Source organism: Novosphingobium sp. GW821-FHT09E05 (genome assembly GCF_059416165.1).
In genome coordinates this window covers 631,566-655,644 of the sequence record NZ_JBWKOQ010000001.1, presented here as the reverse complement: position 1 = coordinate 655,644, position 24,079 = coordinate 631,566, and the positions used below count along the sequence as shown (strand labels likewise).

General features: G+C 68.3%; 21 protein-coding genes and 2 tRNA genes. 13 read left to right on the top strand and 10 right to left on the bottom strand.

The window, feature by feature from the left end; genetic code table 11:
* Positions 1-96: 96 nt before the first annotated feature.
* Positions 97-1,359: an ATP-dependent Clp protease ATP-binding subunit ClpX gene (clpX, locus tag AC07M9_RS03050; RefSeq protein WP_007681972.1), complete on the bottom strand. Its 1,263-nt coding sequence runs from the start codon at positions 1,357-1,359 to the stop codon at positions 97-99.
* A 124-nt stretch (positions 1,360-1,483) separates the two neighbouring features.
* Positions 1,484-2,149, bottom strand: coding sequence for an ATP-dependent Clp endopeptidase proteolytic subunit ClpP (clpP, locus tag AC07M9_RS03045; RefSeq protein ID WP_007681973.1), 666 nt, complete (start codon positions 2,147-2,149; stop codon positions 1,484-1,486).
* 204 nt (positions 2,150-2,353) lie between these two features.
* On the opposite strand from clpP, the gene AC07M9_RS03040 reads away from it, so the two are divergent.
* Positions 2,354-3,811 (top strand): amidase, encoded by a 1,458-nt coding sequence (locus AC07M9_RS03040; protein WP_494881212.1) that lies wholly within the window; start codon positions 2,354-2,356, stop codon positions 3,809-3,811.
* Positions 3,812-3,927: 116 nt separating this feature from the next.
* On the opposite strand, the gene tig is transcribed toward AC07M9_RS03040, so the two are convergent.
* Together tig and AC07M9_RS03030 are read right to left on the bottom strand one after the other, a co-directional pair.
* Positions 3,928-5,535, bottom strand: coding sequence for a trigger factor (gene tig, locus AC07M9_RS03035; protein WP_494881211.1), 1,608 nt, complete (start codon positions 5,533-5,535; stop codon positions 3,928-3,930).
* A 75-nt stretch (positions 5,536-5,610) separates the two neighbouring features.
* A tRNA-Leu gene (locus tag AC07M9_RS03030) sits at positions 5,611-5,695 on the bottom strand.
* A gap of 160 nt (positions 5,696-5,855) precedes the next feature.
* On the opposite strand from AC07M9_RS03030, the gene AC07M9_RS03025 reads away from it, so the two are divergent.
* Positions 5,856-6,017 (top strand): hypothetical protein, encoded by a 162-nt coding sequence (locus tag AC07M9_RS03025; protein ID WP_494881209.1) that lies wholly within the window; start codon positions 5,856-5,858, stop codon positions 6,015-6,017.
* 90 nt (positions 6,018-6,107) lie between these two features.
* Here the strand turns inward: AC07M9_RS03025 and sppA are convergent, their stop codons facing one another.
* Positions 6,108-8,012 carry a signal peptide peptidase SppA gene (sppA, locus tag AC07M9_RS03020; protein WP_494881208.1) on the bottom strand — a complete coding sequence of 635 codons (1,905 nt, stop codon included), beginning with the start codon at positions 8,010-8,012 and terminating at the stop codon, positions 6,108-6,110.
* Positions 8,013-8,444: 432 nt separating this feature from the next.
* Between sppA and AC07M9_RS03015 the strand changes: the two genes are divergently transcribed.
* The 3 genes from AC07M9_RS03015 (at position 8,445) to AC07M9_RS03005 (ending at position 11,920) form a co-directional block, all read left to right on the top strand.
* Entirely contained in the window at positions 8,445-9,626 is a 1,182-nt protein-coding gene (locus tag AC07M9_RS03015; protein ID WP_494881206.1) for a cupin domain-containing protein, read from the top strand.
* 63 nt (positions 9,627-9,689) lie between these two features.
* Positions 9,690-10,670: an aspartate carbamoyltransferase catalytic subunit gene (locus AC07M9_RS03010; protein ID WP_494881204.1), complete on the top strand. Its 981-nt coding sequence runs from the start codon at positions 9,690-9,692 to the stop codon at positions 10,668-10,670.
* A complete protein-coding gene (locus AC07M9_RS03005) occupies positions 10,667-11,920 on the top strand; it encodes a dihydroorotase (RefSeq protein ID WP_494881202.1) in 1,254 nt (417 codons plus the stop codon). The genes AC07M9_RS03010 and AC07M9_RS03005 overlap by 4 nt, the downstream gene beginning before the upstream one ends.
* A gap of 168 nt (positions 11,921-12,088) precedes the next feature.
* On the opposite strand, the gene AC07M9_RS03000 is transcribed toward AC07M9_RS03005, so the two are convergent.
* Entirely contained in the window at positions 12,089-13,405 is a 1,317-nt protein-coding gene (locus AC07M9_RS03000) for an SPOR domain-containing protein (protein ID WP_494881200.1), read from the bottom strand.
* 14 nt (positions 13,406-13,419) lie between these two features.
* Entirely contained in the window at positions 13,420-14,142 is a 723-nt protein-coding gene (locus tag AC07M9_RS02995; protein ID WP_494881198.1) for an AAA family ATPase, read from the bottom strand.
* Positions 14,143-14,531: 389 nt separating this feature from the next.
* On the opposite strand from AC07M9_RS02995, the gene AC07M9_RS02990 reads away from it, so the two are divergent.
* The 5 genes from AC07M9_RS02990 to AC07M9_RS02970 all read left to right on the top strand — a co-directional run bounded on the left by AC07M9_RS02990 (position 14,532) and on the right by AC07M9_RS02970 (position 19,015).
* Complete coding sequence (locus AC07M9_RS02990) at positions 14,532-15,659, top strand: tetratricopeptide repeat protein (protein WP_494881196.1); 1,128 nt, start codon at positions 14,532-14,534, stop codon at positions 15,657-15,659.
* Positions 15,638-16,915: a DUF418 domain-containing protein gene (locus AC07M9_RS02985; RefSeq protein WP_494881194.1), complete on the top strand. Its 1,278-nt coding sequence runs from the start codon at positions 15,638-15,640 to the stop codon at positions 16,913-16,915. Before AC07M9_RS02990 ends, AC07M9_RS02985 begins: the two co-directional genes overlap by 22 nt.
* Before the next feature lie 81 nt (positions 16,916-16,996).
* Positions 16,997-17,191, top strand: coding sequence for a (2Fe-2S)-binding protein (locus tag AC07M9_RS02980; RefSeq protein WP_494881192.1), 195 nt, complete (start codon positions 16,997-16,999; stop codon positions 17,189-17,191).
* Positions 17,192-17,262: 71 nt separating this feature from the next.
* Positions 17,263-17,742, top strand: coding sequence for a bacterioferritin (gene bfr, locus AC07M9_RS02975; RefSeq protein ID WP_494881190.1), 480 nt, complete (start codon positions 17,263-17,265; stop codon positions 17,740-17,742).
* A 106-nt stretch (positions 17,743-17,848) separates the two neighbouring features.
* Positions 17,849-19,015 carry an AI-2E family transporter gene (locus AC07M9_RS02970; protein ID WP_494881188.1) on the top strand — a complete coding sequence of 389 codons (1,167 nt, stop codon included), beginning with the start codon at positions 17,849-17,851 and terminating at the stop codon, positions 19,013-19,015.
* Between the two features lie 209 nt (positions 19,016-19,224).
* Here the strand turns inward: AC07M9_RS02970 and der are convergent, their stop codons facing one another.
* Entirely contained in the window at positions 19,225-20,604 is a 1,380-nt protein-coding gene (gene der, locus AC07M9_RS02965; RefSeq protein ID WP_494881186.1) for a ribosome biogenesis GTPase Der, read from the bottom strand.
* 356 nt (positions 20,605-20,960) lie between these two features.
* On the opposite strand from der, the gene AC07M9_RS02960 reads away from it, so the two are divergent.
* A complete protein-coding gene (locus tag AC07M9_RS02960) occupies positions 20,961-21,563 on the top strand; it encodes a CHAP domain-containing protein (protein WP_494881184.1) in 603 nt (200 codons plus the stop codon).
* Positions 21,564-21,612: 49 nt separating this feature from the next.
* On the opposite strand, the gene AC07M9_RS02955 is transcribed toward AC07M9_RS02960, so the two are convergent.
* Positions 21,613-21,927, bottom strand: coding sequence for a DUF3297 family protein (locus AC07M9_RS02955; RefSeq protein WP_494881182.1), 315 nt, complete (start codon positions 21,925-21,927; stop codon positions 21,613-21,615).
* Between the two features lie 77 nt (positions 21,928-22,004).
* On the opposite strand from AC07M9_RS02955, the gene AC07M9_RS02950 reads away from it, so the two are divergent.
* Positions 22,005-22,079: transfer RNA gene (locus AC07M9_RS02950), tRNA-Val, on the top strand.
* 156 nt (positions 22,080-22,235) lie between these two features.
* Here the strand turns inward: AC07M9_RS02950 and AC07M9_RS02945 are convergent.
* A complete protein-coding gene (locus AC07M9_RS02945; RefSeq protein WP_494881180.1) occupies positions 22,236-22,496 on the bottom strand; it encodes a hypothetical protein in 261 nt (86 codons plus the stop codon).
* A 193-nt stretch (positions 22,497-22,689) separates the two neighbouring features.
* Here AC07M9_RS02945 and serS point away from each other — a divergent pair, with 193 nt between their 5' ends.
* Entirely contained in the window at positions 22,690-23,970 is a 1,281-nt protein-coding gene (gene serS / locus AC07M9_RS02940; protein WP_494881179.1) for a serine--tRNA ligase, read from the top strand.
* The last annotated feature ends 109 nt before the right edge of the window (positions 23,971-24,079 follow it).

Below are 24,079 nucleotides of genomic sequence, written 5' to 3'. Positions count from 1 at the left end.
ACGACCGCCGGCGATGCCCATTGCGGGCTCAACGAAAAGGCCGCCCACCTCACAGTGAGCGGCCTTTCGATTTTTAGCCTATGGCGCTGGGAAGCGTCAGGCGGCTTCTTCGGCCTTGTCGCCCTTGAGGACGCGGACGGGCTGCTTGCGGCCCTCCACCACGTCTTTGTCGACGACGACTTCGGCGATGTCGCGCTCGGTCGGCAGGTCGAACATGGTGTCGAGCAGCAGCCCTTCCACGATCGAGCGCAGCCCCCGCGCACCGGTCTTGCGTTCGATGGCCTTCTGCGCGATCGCCTCGAGCGCGTCGTCGGTGAAGGTCAGCTCCACGTCTTCCAGCTCGAACAGGCGCGCATACTGCTTGATCAGCGCGTTCTTCGGTTCCTTGAGGATCTTGACCAGCGCCTCGATGTCGAGGTCGTTGAGGGTCGCAATCACCGGCAGGCGGCCGACGAATTCGGGGATCAGGCCGAACTTGAGGAGATCCTCGGGCTCGGCCTTCTGGAGCAGTTCACCCACGCGGCGCTTGTCCGGATCGGCGACGTGCGCGCCGAAACCGATCGAACGCTTCTGCAGGCGGTCGGCGATGATCTTGTCGAGACCCGCAAAGGCGCCGCCGCAGATGAACAGGATGTTGGTCGTGTCCACCTGCAGGAATTCCTGCTGCGGGTGCTTGCGGCCGCCCTGCGGCGGAACCGAAGCGGTGGTGCCTTCCATCAGCTTGAGCAGAGCCTGCTGCACGCCTTCGCCCGACACGTCGCGCGTGATCGACGGGTTCTCGGCCTTGCGGCTGATCTTGTCGATCTCGTCGATGTAGACGATGCCCTGCTGCGCCTTCTCGACGTTGTAGTCGGAGGACTGGAGCAGCTTGAGGATGATGTTTTCCACATCCTCGCCCACGTAACCGGCTTCGGTCAGCGTGGTGGCGTCGGCCATCGTGAAGGGCACGTCGAACGTCTTGGCGAGCGTCTGCGCGAGCAGCGTCTTGCCCGAGCCGGTCGGCCCGACTAGCAGGATGTTCGACTTCGAAAGCTCGACGTCGCCCTGCTTGCCGCTGTGCTTGAGGCGCTTGTAGTGGTTGTGGACAGCCACCGACAGGACACGCTTGGCGCGCTCCTGTCCGATCACGTAGTCGTTCAGCGTCTCGCAGATTTCGCGGGGGGAGACGACTTCGCCGTCCTTGCGCCCCGCGATGCCGGCCTTCGTTTCCTCGCGAATGATGTCGTTGCAAAGCTCGACGCATTCGTCGCAGATGAAGACCGTTGGTCCCGCGATCAGCTTACGCACTTCGTGCTGCGACTTGCCGCAGAAGCTGCAGTAAAGGGTGCTTTTCGCGTCAGATCCGCTCAATTTCGTCATTTTCCGTCTTTAGCCTCCAATCGAGGCGACTCGTCCACTCTACCCCGTGGGGGACCGGTTTTGCAATGCTACCGCCAAATCCTTGCGATAGCCTGAAGCACCGGTCCCGTTTCAGGACCGAGTATCAGCCCGCGGGCTTGTCGCCTTCCGGCCGCGTTTCGAAGACCTTGTCGACGAGGCCGAACGCCAGCGCTTCATCGGCTTCGAGGAAGGTGTCGCGGTCCATCGCCTTCTCGATCGCGTCGAGCGTCTTGCCGGTGTACTTCACGTAGAGATCGTTCAGGCGGCGGCGCATGCGCAGGATCTCGCGCGCCTGGATCTCGATGTCGGACGCCATGCCCTGCGCGCCGCCCGAAGGCTGGTGCACCATGATGCGGGCGTTCGGCAGCGCGATGCGCATGCCCGGCTCGCCGGCGGCGAGCAGGAAGCTGCCCATCGAAGCGGCCTGGCCGATGCACACGGTCGACACGCGCGGCTTGATGTACTGCATGGTGTCGTGGATCGCCATGCCGGCGGTCACCACGCCGCCCGGCGAGTTGATGTACATCGAGATGTCCTTCGAGGGATTTTCCGACTCGAGGAACAGCAGCTGCGCGACGATCAGCGAGGCCATGTGGTCCTCCACCTGACCGGTGATGAACACGATGCGCTCGCGCAGGAGGCGCGAATAGATGTCGAAGCTACGCTCACCGCGGCTGGTCTGCTCGACGACCATCGGCACGAGCGCGCCGGTCACGGGATCGGTGTGGAACTTTCCTTGGGCGTTCGAAGCGCCGAACAGGTCGAGCATGGGAGTCCTCATCTGGGTGTGGACCGCCTATGTCGCGTGGCTGGCGCCGACATTCAAGGGGATTAACCCATCAATCGGCGCGGCGCTTGCGGACAACTGCAGCGCGGGGTCGGTTAACGACGGGGTTGCCATGCCGGGCGGGGCCGCGCAGGTTCTCCCGCGACTGCGCGGCACGGGCCGCCCATCGGGGGACTTCACAAGAACATGCGCCGATCCGGTTCCATCTGCCTTGCAGCGCTCCTCTCCCCCGTCTCCGCCCCAGCGCAGGAGACACCCGCCACCTATCTCGAGCGGATCGCCGCGATCGACGACGCAGGCCCCGCGATCCATGCCGTCGTTGCGGTCGCGCCCGCCGCATCGATCGCCGCGGCGGCGCGCGTGAAGGGGCCGCTCGCCGGCCGCGCCGTGCTGGTGAAGGACAACATCGAGACGCGCGACATGCCGACCACCGCCGGCAGCCTGGCGCTCGGGGACAACGCCACCGGCCGCGACGCGCCACTCGTCGCGCGGCTTAGGGCCGCCGGCGCGGTCATCCTGGGCAAGACCAACCTTTCCGAATGGGCGAACTTCCGGGGCGACCGCTCGTCCAGCGGATGGAGCGCGGTGGGCGGCCAGACCCGTAATCCCCACGCGCTCGACCGTAGCCCCTGCGGCTCGTCCTCGGGCAGCGGCGCGGCGGTGGCGGCGGGTCTTGCCTGGGCCGCCATCGGCACCGAGACCGACGGCTCGATCACCTGCCCCGCCTCGATGAACGGCGTGGTAGGCTTCAAGCCCACCGTGGGCCTCGTCAGCCGCTCGCTGGTGGTGCCGATCAGCCCCGTGCAGGACACCGCCGGACCGATGACGACGAGCGTATACGACGCGGCGCTGCTGCTCACCGCGATGGCCGGGCCCGACAAGGCTGATCCCGCAACCGCCGATGCGGCCCGCCACGCGGTCGATTTCACCAAGGGAATGGACAAGGCCAGCCTCGCGGGGGTCAGGATCGGCGTATTGCGCCGGCAGGTCGGGCCTATGCCCGCGCTGACTGCGCTGTTCGACCAGGCCGTGGCCGACATGAAGCGCGCCGGCGCCGAAGTGGTCGAGATCGACTACGAACCCGCCGAGCGCCTCGGCGAGGCCGAGTTCTCCGCCCTGCTCCACGAGTTCCATGGCAGCGTCACCGCCTACCTCGCCGCGCTGCCCGGCAACCCGCCCGCCCGCGACCTCGCCGGGCTGATCGCCTTCAACAAGGTCCACGCCGCCGACGAAATGCGGTGGTACGGCCAGGAGCTGTTCGAGCAGGCCCTCGCCGCCACCGACGACGCGCAGTACGCCAAGGACCGCGGTGACGCCGCTCGGCTCGCGGGTGTGGAAGGCATCGACGCGCTGATGGCGAAGTACAGGGTCGACGCGCTCGTCGCCCCGACCACTGGCCCGGCCGCGTCGATCGACCCCGTCAACGGCGACCACTTCCTCGACATCGGCGCCGGCGCGCTGGCCGCGGTGGCGGGCTACCCGCACCTTTCGGTGCCGATGGGCGCGGTGGAAGGCCTGCCGGTCGGACTGTCGTTCATCGCGGGCAAGTGGGACGACGCGAAGGTCCTGCGCACGGGCGCGGGATACGAACGGGCGCGGAGCGCGACGCTGGCGCCGCCGGGGCTGAAACGCTGGGAGGAATAGCCGGGGCGGGCTTTCGCCCCCGTCGTTTCGCGGCGGGAAGGATTGAACACCGAAAACGGCCCGGCGCATCGCTGCACCGGGCCGTTTTTCGTGACGGTCAGACCGAAAAGAGGGGCTCAGCCCTCCGTGTCGGCCGCCTTCTTCTTGGCAGGTGCCTTCTTTGCGGGCTTGGCTTCCGCCTCGCCTTCGACGGCGTCTTCGGAGCTCTTGGCGGCCTTCTTGGCGGGAGCCTTCTTGGCCGGCTCGCGCTCGCCTTCGGCGGGCTCTTCGGCGCTCTTCGCGGCCTTCTTCGCAGCGGCCTTCTTCGGCGCTTCCTCGGCTGCGGCTTCGGCGTCGTCGGCCTTCTTCGCCTTCTTGGCGGGAGCCTTCTTGGCGGCGGGCTTTTCTTCGGTCGCGCCGTCGGTGTCGGCTTCGATGGCGGCCTGCAGTTCCTCGCGGGTCACTTCGCGCTCGGTGACTTCGGCCTTCTCGATGAGGAAGTCGACGACCTTGTCCTCATAGAGAGGGGCGCGCAGCTGGGCGGCCATCATCGGGTCCTGCTGGACATATTCGAAGAAGCGCTGGCGGTCTTCCGGGCGGTACTGCTGCGCGGCCTGCTGCATCAGCATGCCCATTTCCTGCTGGGTGACTTCGACGCCGTTAGCCTGGCCGATTTCCGACAGGAGCAGACCCAGACGCACGCGGCGCTCGGCGATCTTGCGGTAGTCGTCCTTCTCGGCCTCGATCTCCTCGAGCGCGGCGGCGGGATCTTCTTCGCCCTGGGCTTCCTGGACGAGCTGCTGCCAGATCTGCGAGAATTCGGCCTCGACCATGGTCGGCGGCACTTCGAAGTCGTGGCCGGCGGCCAGCTGGTCGAGCAGCGAGCGCTTCATGGCGGTACGGGTCAGGCCGGCAGTTTCCTGCTCCAGCTGGCCGCGCAGCAGGCCGGTGAGCTGCTCCAGGCTCTCGAGGCCCAGTTCCTTGGCGAAATCGTCGTCGATCTTCGATTCGGCAGGCGCCTTGATCTCGTGGGCGACGATGTCGAAGGTGACTTCCTTGCCGGCGAGGTTCTCGGCCTGGTAGTCCTCGGGGAAGGTCACGGTGATGGTGCGCTCGTCACCGGCCTTGATGCCGACCAGCTGCTCCTCGAAGCCCGGGATCAGGCGGCCGGCGCCGATCACGATGGGCTGCTTCTCGGCCTTGCCGCCGTCGAACTCGACGCCATCGAGCTTGCCGGTGAAGTCGCAGATGACCTGGTCGCCGTCGGCGGCCGCGCCGTCCTTGGTCTCGAAGCGCTGCTGCTGGGTGGCGATGCGCTCGACCGCTTCGGTCACGGCATCGTCAGCGACCGCGACGGTCAGCTTCTCGAGCTTCAGGCCTTCGAGCGAAGGGGTCTCGATCTTGGGCAGGATTTCGAGGCTGACGGTCAGCTCGGCGTCCTTGCCTTCCTCGTAGCCTTCGCCCAGCTGGACGTCGGGGTTCATCGCCGGACGCAGCGCGTTGTCGGCGACCAGCTTGTCCATCGCTTCGCGGATCGAGGTGTTCAGCGCTTCCTGGTGGATCGCCGGGCCGTGCAGCTTCTTGACGAGGTTGGCGGGAACCTTGCCGGCGCGGAAGCCGGGCATCTTCACCTGCGGCGCGATCTTCTTGATCTCACCCTCGACCTTGGACGAGATGGCGGCGGCGGGGATGGTGACCGTGTAGGCGCGCTTCAGGCCTTCGTTGGTCGTTTCGACGATCTGCATTTCGATGCCTTCCTGTGCAATCCAAAAGGCCCTGCGGCCCGTATTACGCGGCACTCTCTCCCATGGGCGACGGATTGGTGCGGGCGAAGGGACTCGAACCCCCACATCTTTCGATACTGGTACCTAAAACCAGCGCGTCTACCAATTCCGCCACGCCCGCATGAGAGAAGCCTGAAACTCAAGGGACGGGCCCATATAAGGTCGTACGCGAAAGGGCAAGACTGCGTGAGTCGCAGGCGCAACGACCGCCCCTTGCACAGCGCCCCGGCGGTGCCCACGTCAGGAGAGGAGATGGGGCAACCTTGAGGAGCGAGACGACCATGGCCACCCAACCGTCAACAGACAACCCGGGCGACACCCCCGTGGAGTTCCCCGCGCCCACCGATCCCGGCGCGCCCGGAGCTCCGGACGAAACGCCGGTGGAGAACCCGAACTACGACCAGCCGGACAGCGCGCCGGTGGAACTGCCGCCGCCGGATTGAGGCGGATGGTGATCGACCGGACCTGAAAAACCCTGCGTGAAACGTCGTCCCCGCGAAGGCCGGGACGACGTTTTTCCTATCGTCTCCAACCTACTTCCAGCCCGCCAGCCGCAGCAGCATCGCCACGTTCGAGCCCTGCCCCGCCGCCTTGGCCGACTGCCGATAATCCGGCTCCATCGCGCATTCCAGGCAATAGGCCTGCACGCCCTTCGCGCCGAGCAGTGCGTCGATCCGTGACACCGCCTGCCCTGCCAGCAATTGCTGCCGCGTGGCGACCAGCCCGGCGAAGTCATAACCCGCCGCCTGCTCCTGCGAGCCCGAGGTCAGGCCTTCTATGAAAGCGGCGAAGGGGTCGGGATCGTCCTGCAGGTAGGCCGCATGCCACTTGCCGTTACCGACCTTGCCCAGCTTCGCGGCATAGGCGAGGGCGTCGCCGAAGCCGCCCATCTGGTCGACCAGCCCATTGGCCCGCGCCGCCGCGCCCGGCCAGACGCGGCCCTGCGCGACGGCGTCGACCTGCGGCGCGGTCTTGCCGCGCGCCTTGCCGACCACGTCGAGGAAGCGCGCGTAGTTGCTCTCCACCGAGGTCTGCAGCATGCCGTCGACCGCCGGCGTCAGCCCGGCGAACAGGTCCGGCTGGCCCGATAGCGGCGTGGTGCCCACCCCGTCGCTGGTGACGCCGAAATCGGCGAGCGTCTTCTCGAAACTGGTGATGACCGCGAAGACGCCGATCGAGCCGGTGACGGTTGCGGGTTCGGCGAAGACGCGCTGGCCGGGGGTCGAGACCCAGTAGCCGCCGCTTGCCGCCATGCTGCCCATCGAGACCACGACCGGGATCTTGGCATCCTTCCAGCGCAGGATCGCGCGGCGGATGCGTTCCGAGGCCATGACCGAGCCGCCCGGCGAATCGACCCGCACCACCAGCGCCTTGTACTTGCCCGCATCGAGATTCTCGTCGAGCAGGTCGGCGATGCGGTCGCCGCCGGCGGTGCCCGGCCCGGCATCGCCGTCGACGATCTCGCCGGCGATGGTTACGACGCCGATCGCGGCGCCCTCGTCCTTCACCGGGTTGGCCGCCAGCCAGGTCGCGAGGCCGGTGTGGGCATAGGAGGGCGCGTCCCTGTCGCCGGGACGGGCCTGCGCGGATTCGCCCGCGATGCCCTCGACGCGCTTCTCGAACTCGGTCCGGTCGCCGATCCGGTCGATAAGGCCCGCGGCCTTGCCCGCCTGCGCGATGTCGCCGCCCGAGGCCTTGAGCCAGGCGACGGGGTCGCCGGTCATGCGGTCGAGCTGCGCCTTGGGGCGCGCCCTGGCGATCTCGGCGCGGTAGGCGTTCCACTGCGCGTCGAGCACGAACTGGAAGTCCTCGCGCGCTTCGGGAGACAGGTCGCCGCGCATGTAGGGCTCGACCGCCGACTTGTAGGTGCCGACGCGGTAGACGTGGGCGTTGACCTTGAACTTGTCGAACAGGCCCTTGTAGAATTGCAGGTTGCCGCCCGGCCCGGTGACGAAGGCCCCGCCCATCGGATCGACCCACGCCTCGCTGGCATGGGCGGCGAGCTGTACCCCGTCATCGGCGTAGGCGTTGGCGAACGTCAGCACCGGCTTGCCGGCTCTGCGGACCTCGTCGATGGCCTCGCCGATGTCGTGAAGGTGGATGTAACGCCCGCCAAGGAAGCGCGAGAGGTCGAGCACGACGACCTTGATCCGCTTGTCGGTGGCCGCCAGGCGCAGCGCCCGCTCAATGTCGCGGGCCTGGAATTCATGGACCGATCCGCCCGCGCCCATCAGCAGCGCGACGGGATCGGACTGGCTCTTCTCCTCGACCACGGTGCCGTCCAGTTCGAGCAGCAGCGCGCCGTCTTCCACCCGGCCGGGCGCGGGGCGCGCGGACAGCGCGACATAGACGAGGCCGAAGAACAGCAGCAGGAACAGCAGCGCCATGCCGTCCTTGACCGCGACCAGCAGCTTCCAGACCTTTGATGCGAATCTCATGAATTGATCTGCCTTTCGCCTGCGGTCTTAAAGGCACCGGGGGCGGATGGGAAAGGGGCGCGGGAGGAAAGGGTTCCCGCCGCGCCGGACGGGCAGGCAGGCGCGAACCGGCGGGGCCTGCCCATCCCCGCCCCGCTTTCCGGGCCACGCAGGTTTACACAGTTTACACGGTCCAGAGGAGAAACCGCCCTCGGGGCCCGATGTGTCGCCTTGTGCCGGAAAAGTGTCGCCTTGCGCATCGGGTGCGGGGCGGTCGGCTGGAGGGTCGTGGGCTGGATCATGTCCGCGAAACTACCGCGCACGGGCCGGGTAGGAAAACGCTTGTGCGCGGCAGGGAGTATGCTGCGCGCGATGCCCCTCGCGCCGAATTGCCCTCGCCATTCGCGGTCGCATGGTTCAACGGGACGCCAGCTGATTTTCCGATGCCCCCGAATGTCCCGAGGCGATGATCCCGTGCCAGTCCCCCCCTTCCAGCCCGACCGTTTCCTGCGCGACTTCTGGCAGAAGAAGCCGCTGCTGATCAGGGGCCTGTGGCCCGCCTGGAGCAACCCGCTGGAGCCCGACGAACTGGCCGGCCTCGCCTGCGAGGACGGCATCGAGGCCCGCCTGATCCGGCAGGCCCAAGGAACTCTCGCCCTCGAACACGGCCCCTTTGCCGAGAGCCGCTTCGGCGAACTGGGCGACGGGGCGTGGACGCTCCTCGTCAACGCGGTCGACCATCACGTGCCCGAGGTGAGCGCCCTGCTCGACACCTTCCGCTTCATCCCCGACTGGCGGATCGACGACGTCATGGTGAGCTACGCGGTCGACCAGGGCGGCGTCGGCCCGCACTTCGACCAGTACGACGTGTTCCTTGTCCAGGGCCTCGGCCGGCGGCGGTGGCAGATCGGCGCTGCCTGCGACGCCGCGACCCCGCTGCTCCCCCACGACGACCTGCGCCTGCTCGCCGAGTTCGAGCCGGTGGACGAGTGGATTCTCGAACCCGGCGATGTCCTCTACGTGCCGCCGGGCATCGCCCACAACGGCATCGCCGTCGGCGACGACTGCATGACCTACTCGATCGGCTTCCGGGCGCCTGCGCAGGGCGAACTGATCGCGCAGTGGGCCGAGCATCTGGTCGACCAGGCGGACGGCGACCACCGCTACGCCGACCCCGCCCTTGCCCTCCAGGACAACCCCGGCGAGATCACCGGGCAGGCGCTCGAGGGCCTGCATGCGATGATCGCCGGGAAGCTGCTGGACCGCCGCGAATTCGCGCGGTGGTTCGGCCGGTACAACACCGCGCCCAAGAACCCCGACATCGACTGGTCGCCCGAGGTTCCGGTCGATGCCGCCGATCTTCGCGCGCTGGTGCGGGCGCCGGTCGAGGTGATCCGCAACCCGGCCAGCCGGTTCGCCTTCGTCCGCGAGGACGCCGACGCCCTCGTGCTGTTCGTCGATGGCCGGTCCTATGCGTGCGCGGGCGAGTGCGCGCGGCTTGCCGAACGCCTCTGCGCGCCCGGCGTGCTCACGATCGCTCCCGCCGAGCTGGAGACACCCTCGACGCTTGCCCTCCTCGTCGCGCTCCTCAACCTCGGCTACATCGAGATCGCCGAGGAGGATGGGGAGACATAGCCGTGGATCACCCCGCCTACCCCCTTGAGCCCGGCGCCGCCCAAGCCTAAGGCATCGTCTTTAATGACATCACCAGAATACACTTATCCGGAAGGCGCGCTCGCCTTCCCGCATCGCGGCCTCGTGGGCATCGCGGGGCTGGCCCCGCACGAGATCTGGTTCCTGCTCGACGAGGCGGAACAGTGGGTCGAGATGAACCGGGGGGCGCAGAAGCGGCGCGAGCTGCTCTCGGGCCTGACGATCATCAACGCCTTCTTCGAGAACTCGACCCGCACGCTGCTGAGCTTCGAGATCGCCGGCAAGCGCCTCGGCGCCGACGTGGTCAACATGGCGGTCGCCAATTCGAGCGTGAAGAAGGGCGAGACGCTGATCGACACGGCGATGACGCTCAACGCCATGCGCGCCGACGCGATCGTCATCCGCCACGCCTCCTCGGGCGCGGTGGCGCTGATCGCGGGCAAGGTCGACTGCCCGGTGCTCAATGCCGGCGACGGCCAGCACGAGCACCCGACCCAGGCCCTGCTCGACGCGCTGACCATCCGCCAGGCCAAGCGCGCCTTCAACGGCCTGCGCGTCACCATCTGCGGCGACATCCTGCACAGCCGCGTCGCCCGCTCGAACATCCTGTGCCTCGCCTCGCTCGGCGCCGACGTGCGCGTCTGTGCGCCGCCCGCGCTGATGCCCGCCGACATCGAGCAGATGGGCGTGACGGTCTTCCACGACTTCGACGCGGCGCTGAAGGGCGCCGACGTGGTGATGATGCTGCGCCTCCAGCTCGAGCGCATGGAGGGCCAGTTCATCCCGTCCCCGCGCGAATACCGGCACCTCTACGGGCTGACGCTCGACCGGCTGGAACTCGCCGAATCGAACGCGCTGGTCATGCATCCGGGGCCAATGAACCGGGGGATCGAGATCGACAGCAACGTCGCCGACCATGTGGAACGCTCGATGATCACCACGCAGGTCGAGATGGGGGTCGCCATCCGCATGGCCTGCCTCGACGTGCTGACCCGCAAGGGCCGCAAGCTGGAGGGCTGGGCATGAGCCTTCACGCACCGCTCACGATCACCGGCGGCAAGCTGCTGCTTCCCGACGGCACCGTCGCCCCGGGCGCGATCCGCTGCGAGGGCGGGTTCATCACCGCGCTTGGCGCCGACGTGACCGCGCAGGACGGCGACACCGTCCACGACGCGCGCGGACTGCTGGTGGCGCCGGGCCTTGTCGACATCGGCGTCTTCGCGATCGACAAGCCCGCCTTCCACTTCGGCGGCGTCACCCGCGCCGCGCTGATGCCCGACCAGAACCCGCCGCTCGACGTCTCGGCGCGAGTGCGCTTCGCGGCGCAGTCGGGCAAGCCGGACTTCTGGGTCCACCCGCTTGCCGCCGCGACGCAGGGGCTGGGCGGCACCGCGCTCGCCGAGATCGCGATGATGCGCGATGCCGGCGCCCGGGCGGTCTCCACCGGACGCCGCTGGATCGGCGATTCGGGCACCATGCTGCGGCTGCTGCAGTACACCGGCATGCTCGGCATGGTGGTGATCGCCCATGCCGAGGACGCGGGCATCGTCGGCACCGCCGTCGCCACGGCGGGCGAGATGGCGACCCGCCTCGGCCTCCCCAGCGCGCCCGCGCAGGCGGAGGCCATCGCCATCGCCCGCGACATCGCGCTGGCCGAGATGGCGAATGCCGCGATCCACTTCCGCAACGTGACGACCGCCGCCGGGCTCGACCTCGTGCGTGCGGCCAAGGCGCGCGGGCTCAAGGTGACGGCGGGGGTGAGCCCGGCCTACTTCATGCTGTCCAACCTTGCGATCGGGGCGTTCCGCACCTTCACCCACCTGTCCCCGGCGCTGCGCTGCGAGGAGGACCGCCAGGCGGTGATCGCCGCAGTCGCCGACGGCACCATCGACATCGTCGCCTCGGGCCACGACCCGCGCGGACCCGAGGACAAGCGCCTGCCCTTCGCCGATTCGGCCCCCGGCATGGCAGGCGCCGAGACGCTGCTTCCCCTCACCCTTTCGCTGGTCCGCGACGGGATGATCGACATCGGACGCGCTTTCGACCTGCTGGCGGGCAATCCCGCGCGCCTGCTCGGCGTCGAAGCCGGGCGGCTCGCGCCGGGACTCGAGGCGGACATCGCGGTGATCGACACCGAGCGGCCGTGGATCGTCAATTCCGACAAGATGGCCGCCAGCGCGGGCAATACCCCCTTCGACCTCCAGCCGGTCCAGGGCCGCGTCCTCGCACTGTTCAAGGGCGGCGTCGTGGTGCGCACGAAGAAGACGGGCTCATAACCTCGTCCCGGACATGGTCCGACTGACATGGCAAAAAGCTCCGTCGCCCCCGTGAAGGCGGCGGACGGGGTCTGTCGGCGATCCTGCGCCCGAAAAAACGGCCCTCCGTCCCCAGGGACGGAAGGCCGCGCAAGCTTCACATGGAATTTCCAGGCCGAACGCCTGCCCTCAGCGGCTGCGTGCCAGCATCGGGCTGGCGGGCAGCGCGCGGGGCTGGCGCGTATCGGCAATGGCGAGGCAGGCCTCGCCGCCGCGCCGGACGGTGGAGCACATCCCCTGCGCCGAACCCCGGTCGAAACCTTCGGCGGCGACGCGGAAGTAGCGGCGGCCCTGCACCTGCGCTTCGGTGATGCGCATGGCGTGGTCCCGCAGCGCCGGGTTGCGCCTGAGGTAGATGCCCCAGGCCCGCTGCGCCCCCTCCATCGTACTGAACGAACCCAGCTGGACGAGGTGGCTGCCTGCACGCGCAGGCTGGGCCTTGCCCGACTGCGCCTTGCCCGACTGCGCATTGACCGGAACGGCCTTGCGCGGCGCCGGCTTGGCGAGGTCGGCGAAGGCCCGCTCGATGGTGGTGCGCGCAGGCGCCTCGGCCGGCGTTTCGGGAGCGGCGGGCACGATCGCCGCCGCAACGTGTGCGGGCTGGCCCGCACCCCAGAAGCTTTTACCCGTCTCGACGGCGGGAAGCTCCGCTTGCGTGGCGACAACCGGAGTTTCAACCGGCGCTTGGGCAATCGCCATGCGCGGCGCACGGTCGATCCCGCCCAGCGCCAGCGCGGCCGGCTGGCCGGGATCGGCGCGCAGCGGCGTCCCGAGCAGCCCGGCGACGCGGGCTTGCGCCTGCTCGGGACGGGCATGGGCCGCCCATTCGGCGATCCGTGCGTCGATCTGGTCAGCGGGCACGTCCTGCGAGGCGACCACGCGCGCCTGCGACCAGCGCCCGTCGAGCGCATAGGCATAGGCCAGGTTCTGGCGCACCTTGGGGCTGTTCTCGCCCCCGCGCAGGGTATCGGTGAGCATGGCGACGCCCTGGGCCGGCCGCCCCGCCAGCGCGACGGCGAGACCGAAGTCGCCCGCCGGGATCCGTCCCTGCCAGCGCGAGAGCACCTCGATCGCCTGGGCATTGCGGCCCGACCCGATATAGGAGAGCGCGAGGCCCAGCCCGGTGCGCGGGCTCTGGTCGCCCAGCGACACCGCATCCTCGAACGTCGTCGCCGCCGAATCGAAGCGACCCACGGCAAGGTACAGCTGCGCGAGGTCGGCGCGCGCGGCCGCATTCCTTGCGGATTTAGCGACCCGCGCCTCTGCCTTGGCCAGGACGCTGTCCGCCACCCCCTCGCCCTGCCCGTCGACCGGCGAACCGGTCATCGGCGCCGAACCGGCGCTCGCCACCGAAGGCTGGCCCGAGCATCCGGCAAGCAGCGCCGCGACCATCGCCGAGCACAGGGTGAATCCCGCGCTGCGGGCGTTGCTACCAAGGCGTTCCATTACATGATTTCCCATCAGGACACGGTGACGCGGCGGCCGAAGCCGCCCACGGGCCGAAGCGCCCCCTGCATCACCGGCTGGCCGGGTGCGGGAGCGGCGAAGACGGTGCGCCGGAAGTTCTTCTCCAGGCGATCCGCGACATAATTCCACAAGGCGCCGACTTCCTGCGCGGAGCGGCCATTGGGGTCGACTTCCATGACAGTGCGGCCATCGATCATCGAAGCCGCGAAGTCGGTGCGCTGGTGCAGCGTCACCGGCGCCACCGTGCCGTGCTGCGAGAGCGCGACGGCGGCCTCGGCGGTGATCCGCGCCTTGGGCGTGGCGGCGTTGACGACGAACAGCAGCGGCTTGCCCGACCGCTCGCACAGATCGACGGTGGCACCCACCGCGCGCAGGTCGTGCGGGCTGGGGCGGGTCGGCACGACGATCAGTTCCGACACGTGGATGACGCTCTGGATCGCCAGCGTGATCGCGGGCGGAGTGTCGATGACGGCCAGCCTGAAGCCCTGCTGGCGCAGCGCCTGCAGGTCGCTGGCGAGTCGCGCCACGGTGGTCTGCGCGAACGCGGGCATCTCCGCCTCGCGCTCGTTCCACCAGTCGGCGAGCGAGCCCTGCGGGTCGATGTCGATGAGGACGACGGGGCCTGCTCCGACGCGCTGGGCCTGCACGGCGAGATGGCCGGACAGGGTCGTCTTCCCCGATCCGCCTTTCTGCGATGCCAAAGCAAGTACGCGCAAAACCATTCCCCCGAAGCCGATGCGCCGGGCGGGGCCATGCCCTTCCCGAACCTTCGAAGGCGGAATTGCCAGATCGTTCCTAATTTACGGTTAAGTTCGTAGTTTTACGGTTTCAGTCCAGATGATCGGGCTCCTGGAGGCCGGCAAGCGACAGGGCCGGCCACATCGGCCGTTCGCCGTGGCTCCCGAAACCTGCACGAGGTGGGAAATGGGAGGAGGCGGTGAGGAAAGCGGCGGCGTCCCCCATCATCCTCACGGTGCGTTAACCCTTCTCGGTTAGGTTGATTTTCGGTTCAAAATGGGACCTTGGCGCGCTTCATGCTGGCCTGAGCGGGGGCAATGCGCTTACCATGGGCACAATTCACGGCGCTGGACCGGACGACATCGATTTGACCAAAGTTCTTCCCTTCCTCCGCTCGGGCCTGCTGGTGCTGGCCGCATCGACCATGGGAACCGCGCTGGCGGCACCGCTCGCGCATGCCGACGTGAAGTCCGGTGTCGATGCCTGGTCCGCAGGCGATTACGACGGCGCCGTCGCCCAGTGGCGCCCGCTCGCCGACCGGGGCGATGCGGATGCGCAGTTCAACCTCGCGCAGGCCTACAAGCTGGGCCGGGGCGTACCGATGGACGTCGCCAAAGCCGAGGATCTCTACGGCCAGGCCGCCGCCAGGGGACACACCCAGGCCGCCGACGCCTACGGGCTGCTCCTATTCCAGCGCGGCGAACGCGCCCGCTCGCTGCCTTATCTCCAGGCCTCGGCGGCGCGCGGCGATGCGCGCGCGCAGTACATCCTGGGCGTCGCGCACTTCAACGGCGACATGGTGCCCAAGGACTGGGTGCGCGCCTATGCGCTCGTCAGCCTCGCACAGCAGGAAGGCCTGCCCCAGGCGACCGGCGCCAAGGCGCAGATGGACCAGCACATTCCGCTCGCCGACCGGCAGAAGAGCGTCGTGCTCGCCCAGCAGATCGCGGCGCAGGCCAATGCCAACCGGGCGCGCCTCAACACCTCCGCCGAACTCGGCACGCAGCTGGCGGTGGCCCCGCCCACGCCCGAGATCGCCGGCACCCGGAGCGCCGTGGCGCAGGCCACCCGCCTCGCCGGGACCGACGGTCCGTCGAGCGCCGGCGCGGACTATGCCCGCCCGGCACCCTCGCCCAAGCCCGCCCCCGCGCCGAAACCCGCCGCCGCCCCGGTGCCGGCGCGCACGCCCGTCGCCAGGACCGAATCAAAGCCCGAGCCGAAGCCCGCCGCATCCAGGCCCGCTGCGAAACCGGCTCCCGCTGCATCAGGCCCGTGGCGCGTGCAGCTCGGCGCGTTCGGTGTCTCCGGCAATGCCGACACGCTCTGGGCCCGCGTCCGTGCCCGGCCCGAGCTGGCCGGTCATGCCAGGGCGCTGGTTCCCGCGGGCAGACTGGTCAAGCTGCAGGCGACCGGCTTCGCCTCGCGCGCCGACGCCGCCGCCGCCTGTTCGCGCCTGACCGCCGGTGGCTTCGGGTGCCTGCCGGTCCAGGACTGACCACAGCCGCGCCCGGCGAGGACGGCGCTTCCCCGGCCCCGCTCCCGCGCCTTGCGACGCTCGACCTGATCCGCGGCGTCGCGGTGCTGGGCATCCTGGCGATAAACATCGCCGGGTTCGCCGGCCCGATGATCGCCTCCACCTCGCCCAACCTGCCCGCGCCGGTCGCCCCGCTCGACGAGGCAGCCTACGCCTTCAACTTCCTGTTCTTCGAAGGCAAGATGCGGGCGCTGTTCTCGCTGCTGTTCGGCGCCGGGCTGATCCTGTTCTGGGAGCGCGCCGAGGCCGCCGGGCGCGACGGCGATCTGCTGCAGCTGCGCCGGCTCGGCTGGCTGCTGCTGCTCGGCATGCTGCACTACCTGCTGCTGTGGTGGGGCGACATCCTGTTCGTCTACGCGGCCTGCGGCATCGCCGCGCTGCTGCTGCGGCCGCTGGGCAACGGCGTGCTGCTCGTGCTGGCGCTGCTGCTCTACTACGCCTGGCACGTCTGGGGCATGCTCGACGCCTCTGCCGCGATCGCCGCCGAGACCGCCTTGCGCCACCATGAGGCCGGGCCGGCACAGCTGCGCCTCCTCGCCGAATGGATCGAGCCGCTCCGCGCCTGGGCGGCGCAGGAGCTGCGCGAAGCTCGCCTCGGCTACTTCGAACTGCTGCGCATCAAGCTGCTCGAGCGGCCTTTCTGGCAGATACAGATGGTCTCGGGCGTCTTCTCCGAAACGCTGCCGCTGATGCTGATCGGCATGGTCGCGTTCCGCCGGGGCTTCTTCGACGGGCGGCTGCCGCGCCGCCGGTTGGTCGAGATTTCCGTCGCCTGCACGCTTGCCGGGCTGGCGCTGACCGCGATGTTCCTCGGCTGGGCCTGGCCGCGCCATTTCCCGCCGGTGGCGATGAACGCGGCGCTGGTCTGGGGCCTCGCCATGCCGCACCTGCTGGCGGGCTGCGGCTATGCCGGCCTGCTGGTGCTCGCCGCACCGCGTCTCGCGACGACCCGGATCGGCGGGCGACTCGTGGCCGCCGGGCGGATGGCCTTCAGCAACTACATCCTGACGAGCCTGGTCATGACTTTCGCCTTCTACGGCTGGGGTCTGGGCCTCTACGCCCGGTTCGGGCCGCTGGCGCAATGGCCGTTCGTCATCGGCGGCTGGGCGCTGATGCTGGGCTGGAGCCCCGTGTGGCTGCGGCATTTCCGGCGCGGGCCGCTCGAGTGGATATGGCGCTCGCTGGTCGAGCACAGGGCGCTGCCCAACCGCCTCTGAGATCCCTCCGTTTTCGTGAAAATATGCTATTGCGATCCATTCGCACTCGCATATAGTAAGGCGGGACTAGAGGATTCGCTCATGTACGTGTGCATCTGCAATGCCATCCGGGAAACCGAGCTTCGCTGCGCCGCGCGCCGCTGTCGCGGCAGTGCGGAAGCCATCTACGGATCGCTTGGACGGACTCCTCAATGCCGCCAGTGCCTCGACGAGGCCGAAGACATCATTGCCGACGAACTTTCGTCGGCCGGAATGGGAATCTCTGCAGCCGCCTGACATGACCTGACTTGAACTCCAGTACCGGTTTCGCCTATAGGCCGCGGCTCACATAGAGGAGTTTCCGCGCGATGAATGGCGACCAGAAGGTTATCGAGTTCCTGAACAAGGCCTTGTTCAACGAGCTGACCGCCATCAACCAGTACTGGCTGCACTACCGGATGCTCGACAACTGGGGCATCAAGAAGCTGGCCGAGTACGAGCGCCACGAATCGATCGACGAGATGAAGCATGCGGACGTCCTGGCCGACCGCATCCTGTTCCTCGGCGGCCTCCCCAACTTCCAGTCGCTCGGCAAGCTGCGCGTCGGCGAGACGGTCGAGGAAATCCTCCGCGCCGACCTCGCGCTGGAATACGACGCCCTGCCCATGCTCAAGGAAGCCATCGGCCACGCCGAATCGGTCCGCGACTACGTCAGCCGCGAAATCTTCGAGCGCATCCTCGAGAGCGAGGAAGAGCATGTCGATTTCCTCGAAAAGCAGTTCGACATGATCGAGCGCATGGGTATTCAGAACTACTGCCAGCTGCAGAGCAAGCCTGCCGAAAGCTGAGGCGCACGCCCTCTGCGCCTGGCGCGCGGGAACCCGCGCTCCTCCCGGCACTTGTGCCTGGGAGGAGCGGCCGGGTGCCGCATCAGGGACGTGTCAGGGGGAAAGCATGAATTCACCGCGCAGCGATGCTCAAGGTAAGCGCGGCCTTGAAATCGAGGATATCGGCTTCGCCATCCTCGTGGTCATCATCACCCTCGCCTTCGCCTATCTACTCGCCCCCTATTTCGGGGCGGTCCTGTGGGGCGTGGTTGCCGCCATCATGTTCCAGCCGCTCACCGCGAAGCTGACAGGCCGCCTCAACGGCCGCAAGAACCTGGCAACCTCCATCGTCCTGTTCGGCCTCATCGCGCTGTTCGTGATCCCGACGATCCTGCTCGGTATCAGCATCGTCAACGAGGCCACCGCGCTCTACCAGAAGATCTCCAGCGGCCAGATCGACTTCGGGCGCATCTTCCAGCAGCTCCTGAACGCTCTGCCCAATCGCGTGCGCGGCATGGTCGAAGAATATGGCCTGACCGACTTCGACGCGATCCGCCGCCAGTTCGGCTCCAGCATCACCAGCGGGCTCCAGACGGTGGCCGGCCGTGCGCTGACGGTGGGACAGGGCGCGCTCAGCTTCATCGCCGCGCTCGGCGTGATGCTGTACCTCAGCTATTTCCTGCTCCGCGACGGCCAGCGCTATGGCGACATGGTCCGCACCAGCCTGCCGCTCCATGCCGACACCCGCGATGCGCTGATCGAGAACTTCCTGCTCGTGGTGCGCGCGACGATGCGCGGCACCGTGGTCGTCGCGGTGGTCCAGGGCGTGCTCGGCGGGGTGCTGTTCTCGTTGCTGGGCATCGAGGGCGCGCTGATCTGGGGCGTACTGATGGGCTTCTTCTCGCTGCTTCCCGCCGTCGGAACCGGCATCATCTGGGTCCCGGTCGCGATCTACCTCTTCGCCACCGGGGACACCGGCAAGGCCGCGATCGTCGTCTTCTGCGGGGTGTTCGTGATCGGCATGGTCGACAACGTGCTGCGCCCGATCCTGGTCGGCCGCGACACCCGCCTGCCCGACTTCGTGGTGCTGATCGCGACGCTGGCGGGGCTGGAACTGTTCGGCCTCAACGGCTTCATCATCGGCCCGGTCATCGCCGCCCTGTTCATCGCGGTGTGGAACCAGCACCGCGACCAGCGCGCCGCCAAGCTGGAGAGCGATCGCACCGGGTTGCCGGTGCAGACGCAGGCGAGCGCCGAGAAAGCGGCCGAGGAGGCCGTGGCGCACCCGTCATGAGGGGTAAATCGGCGAAAGCCGCTGGGCTGAACGCCTGATCCCTGTACAGCTCTTACGCACAACAAGACACCGTCGTCCCCGCCTTTGCGGGGACGACGGTGGTTTTGTATTCGAGTGAGTTGGGTTCAAGCCGCCTTGCGCTCGTGCCTGTTCGGTCTCAGGCGGCCGCATACCCAAGAAGACGCCGCCCCTCCTGGGACCGCGCCCCCTCAATCCTTCGCGAACGGATTCTTCGCGCTGCGCAGGTTCAGGCGAATCGGAACCGCCTCGAAGCCCAGTTCGCGGCGCATCCCGTTGATGAGATAGCGCCGGTAGCTTTCGGGCAGCAGGTCGAGGCGCGTGCCGAACACCACGAAGCCCGGAGGCCGCGTCTTGGCCTGGGTGATGTAGCGCAGCTTGATGCGCTTGCCGCCCGGCGCCGGCGGCGGGTTGGCCGAGAGCGCATCGTCGAACCAGCGGTTGAGCGCGGCGGTGGGCACGCGCTTGCTCCAGGCCTCGCGGATCGAGAAGCCGACCGAGATCAGCTCGTCCAGTCCGCGCCCCGTGCGCGCCGACACCGTGAGCAGCGGCACGCCGCGCACCTGCGCGAGCCCCTCGTCGAGCGCGGCGCGGATGCCGTTGAACAGGCCCGAGGCGCCTTCGGCCACGTCCCACTTGTTGACCGCGATGATGAGCGCGCGGCCTTCCTCCAGCACCTTGGAGGCGATCGTCAGGTCCTGGTGCTCCAGCCCGCGCGTCGCGTCGAGCAGCAGCACCACCACTTCGGCGAAGTCGATCGCGTGGCGCGCGTCGGCGACGGCCATGCGTTCCAGCTTCTCGACCACGTTGGCGCGCTTGCGCATGCCTGCGGTGTCGATCAGGCTGACCTGCCGCACGTTCTGCGTCTTGGGGTCGGTCCATTCCCAGTCGACCGCGATCGAATCGCGGGTGATCCCCGCTTCCGGGCCGGTGAGCAGGCGGTCTTCGCCCAGGATGCGGTTGATGAGCGTCGATTTACCGGCGTTCGGGCGGCCGACGATGGCGAGCTTGAGCGGACGCAGAAGCATGGCTTCCTCGTCCTCTTCCTCCTCGAACTCGGGCTCCTCGGGCTGGAGCGGCTCGAGATGCGGCAGCAGCGCTTCGAACAGGTCGGCGGTGCCGATGCCGTGCTCGGCGGAGAAGGCGATCGGATCGCCGAGGCCCAGCGAATAGGATTCGAGCACCCCGTGCTCGCCGGCGCGGCCCTCGGCCTTGTTGGCGAGCAGGATCACCGGCACCGGCGAGGCGCGCAGCCACTGGCCGATCTCCGCGTCGAGCGGCGTAATCCCCGCGCGCGCATCGACCACGAACAGGGCGACGTCGGCAGTGGCGAGAGCGGCTTCGGTCTGCTTGCGCATGCGGCCGGGCAACGTTTCGGCCTCGTCGTCCTCCCAGCCGGCGGTGTCGACGATCTGGAATTTCAGGCCCAGCAGTTCGGCGTCGCCGAAGCGGCGGTCACGGGTGACGCCCGGCTGGTCGTCGACCAGCGCGAGCTTCTTGCCGACCAGCCGGTTCCATAGCGTGGACTTGCCGACGTTGGGTCGGCCGATGATGATGACTTGGGGAAGCATGATTCCCAGCGCATGGGGATTTCCGGCGCTTTTGGCAAGCGTTGCGGTCGATTCGCCGCACGGCGGCGGATCATCGCCCCGCAGGCGGGCACCTCTGCCGCCCTCGACGGGCCTGTTCACCGGCCGCGACGCCTTGACGCAGAAGCGTCGCTCGACCGGCGATGATCGGTCCGCTGCAAGGCCTACGAATGCAAACGATTGCGTATCGATCGCCCTAAATTTCGAGCGAAATCAGGAACAAATCCTTGCGCCGGGATTAACCAGACTCGGCATGACGCCAATAACCTTCCCACTTCAAAAGGGCGGGCATGAGGGCTTTCAGCAAGGTAATCATTCTGGGTTTGGCCGCCGCGTGCATGACGCCGGCCCACGCCCGTACCGCCATCGATACCGCGATCGGCGCGGCATCGCCCGGCGACTCCGCAGCCGGTTCGGCACTGACCATCCCCAAGGCGCCGGGGCATCTCGAATGCGTGCCCTATGCGCGCTCGACCTCGGGCATCCAGATCTACGGCGATGCGCATACCTGGTGGGGCCAGGCCAGGGACCGCTACGCCACCGGCCATTCGCCGCGGGTCGGCGCGGTCCTGGCGATCCGGCCATTCAACAATTCGAAGCTGGGCCATGTGGCGACGGTGAGCCGGATCGTCGATTCGCGCACGATCCTGCTGAGCCACGCCAACTGGTCGGCGCCGGGCCAGATCGAGCGCAACGTCACCGCGCTCGACGTCTCGCCGGACAACGACTGGAGCCAAGTGCGCATCTGGTACGCGCCAAGCCGCAGCCTGGGCACCACGCACTGGCCGGTCGCGGGCTTCATCTACAATGCGAAGCCGGGCACCGTACGCGATCTCGGCACCGCCCGCCTTGCATCGGCCGCAGTGTCGGCCAAGGCGATCAAGGGCGCAGCGAACAAGCACCGCGACCCGATCGGCGCAATCATCGCGGGCACGTATTGAGCGGTTGGTAGGACCCCTCGTCCCCGCTTTCGCGGGGACGAGGTGGGGATCAGTCCTTCTTCGCGACCGGCGCGTCGTCACCGATATCCTCGTACCAGGCTTCCACCGGGCCGGAGAGCTTGATCGTCAGCGCATTGCCGTGGCGGTCCATCGACTTCCCGGCCTGGACGCGAATCCAGCCTTCGGAGATCGAGTATTCCTCGACATTGGTGCGCACGGTGCCCTTGAAGCGGATGCCGATGCCGCGCTGCAGCTTCTCCTGGTCGAAGAACGGACTGCGCGGATTGATCGCGAGGTGGTCGGGCGGCACGTCCGGGCCGGAGGTGGCGGGCGCGGTTTCGGGGGTGCTGGTGTCTTCGGTCATGCCTTGCGCGTTTAGATGCAGATCGGCGCTTGTCAATTCGATCCGAGTTGTCTAGGGGGCCGCTTCCGCTTGAGAGCGGGCGCGTAGCTCAGTGGTAGAGCACACCCTTCACACGGGTGGGGTCGCAGGTTCAATCCCTGCCGCGCCCACCATCCCTTCCGGGATGGCGCGGCTCCCCGGATCCACGAAATTCTCCATCATAGCCCAGGCCCGGCCGGACGCCTGACTGAGCTGCCGATCCCGGAATCGAAAAGACCACGCAGCCGGGGCCACGTGGTCTTTTCGTTGCTTCACCTGAACAGCGGCGATCAGGTGCCGCCGGACTTGTCGTCGTCGAGCGCCTTGACCACGCCGAAGGTGGCGGCGCCGGCGGCAAGGATCACCAGAATCAGCGTCTCGGCCTCAAGCTTCTGCCTGGCCTGAACGGGCGTCGACAGGCGCTGGATGGAACCTGCCGGACCTGCGATCCGGACCGCGGAATCCGCCGCAGTGGTGCGAGCCTGCGCGGCCAGAGGCGCCGCAGCCACGCTGGCTGCGGTCAGGGCGAAAAGTGCGGTCCTAAGCTTCATACGTGCTCCATGGGCATTGTGTGCATGGCGCCATCCTAGCACCGCGCTGTTTGGTCGCAATCCAGACAAATCAGTAGAAACCCTCGGTCTGTCTCGCCCATCCGCCCGGTCGTCGCGCGAATCGCTTCGGCAATGGCGGCATATCCCTCGCAGCGGCTTGCGAGGCGGGCGCCTGTTCGGCATAGCGCGCGCCATGCACGATATCCGCCAGATCCGCGAAAACCCCGCAGCCTTCGACGCCGGCCTCGCCCGCCGCGGGATCGCGCCCGTATCCGCCGAGATCGTCGCGCTCGACGAACAGCGCCGCGCCCTCGCCACCCGCGCGCAGGAAGGCCAGAACCGCCGCAACGAAGCCTCCAAGGCGATCGGCAAGGCCATGGGCCAGGGCGATACCGCAGCCGCCGAGGCGCTCAAGGCCGAAGTCTCCGGGCTCAAGGACGGCCTCCCCGCACTCGAAGCCGAGGAGAAGGCCGTCGCGGCCGAGCTGCACGACCTGCTCGCCGGCCTGCCGAACATCCCCGTCGATGCCGTGCCCGACGGTGCGGACGAGGCGCAGAACGTCGAGGTCTTCAAGTGGGGCGTGCCGCGCACCTTCGCCTTCACGCCGAAGGAACACGCCGACATCGGCCCCGCGCTCGGCCTCGATTTCGAGACCGGTGCCAAGCTTTCGGGCGCGCGCTTCACGTTCCTCAAGGGCCAGATGGCGCGCCTGCACCGCGCGCTCGCGCAGTTCATGCTGGATACGCAGACCGCGACCAACGGCTATATGGAATGCAACGTGCCGCTGCTGGTGAAGGATGACGCCGTCTACGGTACAGGCCAGTTGCCTAAGTTCTCCGAGGACCTGTTCCGCACCACCGACGGGCGCTGGTTGATCCCCACCGCCGAAGTCTCGCTGACCAATGCGGTTGCCGGCGAAATCCTCGACATCGCCGCCCTGCCCCTGCGCATGACCGCGCTCACCCCCTGCTTCCGCTCGGAAGCGGGCGCGGCCGGGCGCGACACGCGCGGGTTCATCCGCCAGCACCAGTTCGAGAAGGTCGAACTGGTCACCGTCTGCCGCCCCGAGGACAGCGAGGGCGAGCACGAGAAGATGGTCGCCGCCGCCGAATCGATCCTCCAGGCGCTGGACCTGCCGTACCGCAAGGTCCTGCTCTGCGCCGGCGACATGGGCTCCACCGCGCGGTTGACCTACGACCTCGAAGTCTGGCTGCCGGGCCAGCAGGCCTACCGCGAGATCAGCTCGATCTCCAACTGCGGCGACTACCAGGCGCGCCGCATGAACGCCCGCTTCAAGCCCGAGGGCGCCAAGAAGACCGAGTTCGTCCACACCCTCAACGGCTCGGGCCTCGCGGTGGGGCGGACGCTCGTGGCGGTGCTGGAGAACTATCAGCAGGAGGACGGCTCGGTGGCCGTGCCCGAAGTCCTCAAGCCGTGGATGGGCGGGATCGAGAAGCTGGAGGCGCTGGCCTGAGCGGCGCGCCCCTGCCGACACCCCACAACGACCTCCGTCGCCCCCGCGAAGGCGGGGGCCCCGCTTCCTTGTGCGCGACCTGCGAAGACCAAGCGGGATCCCCGCCTTC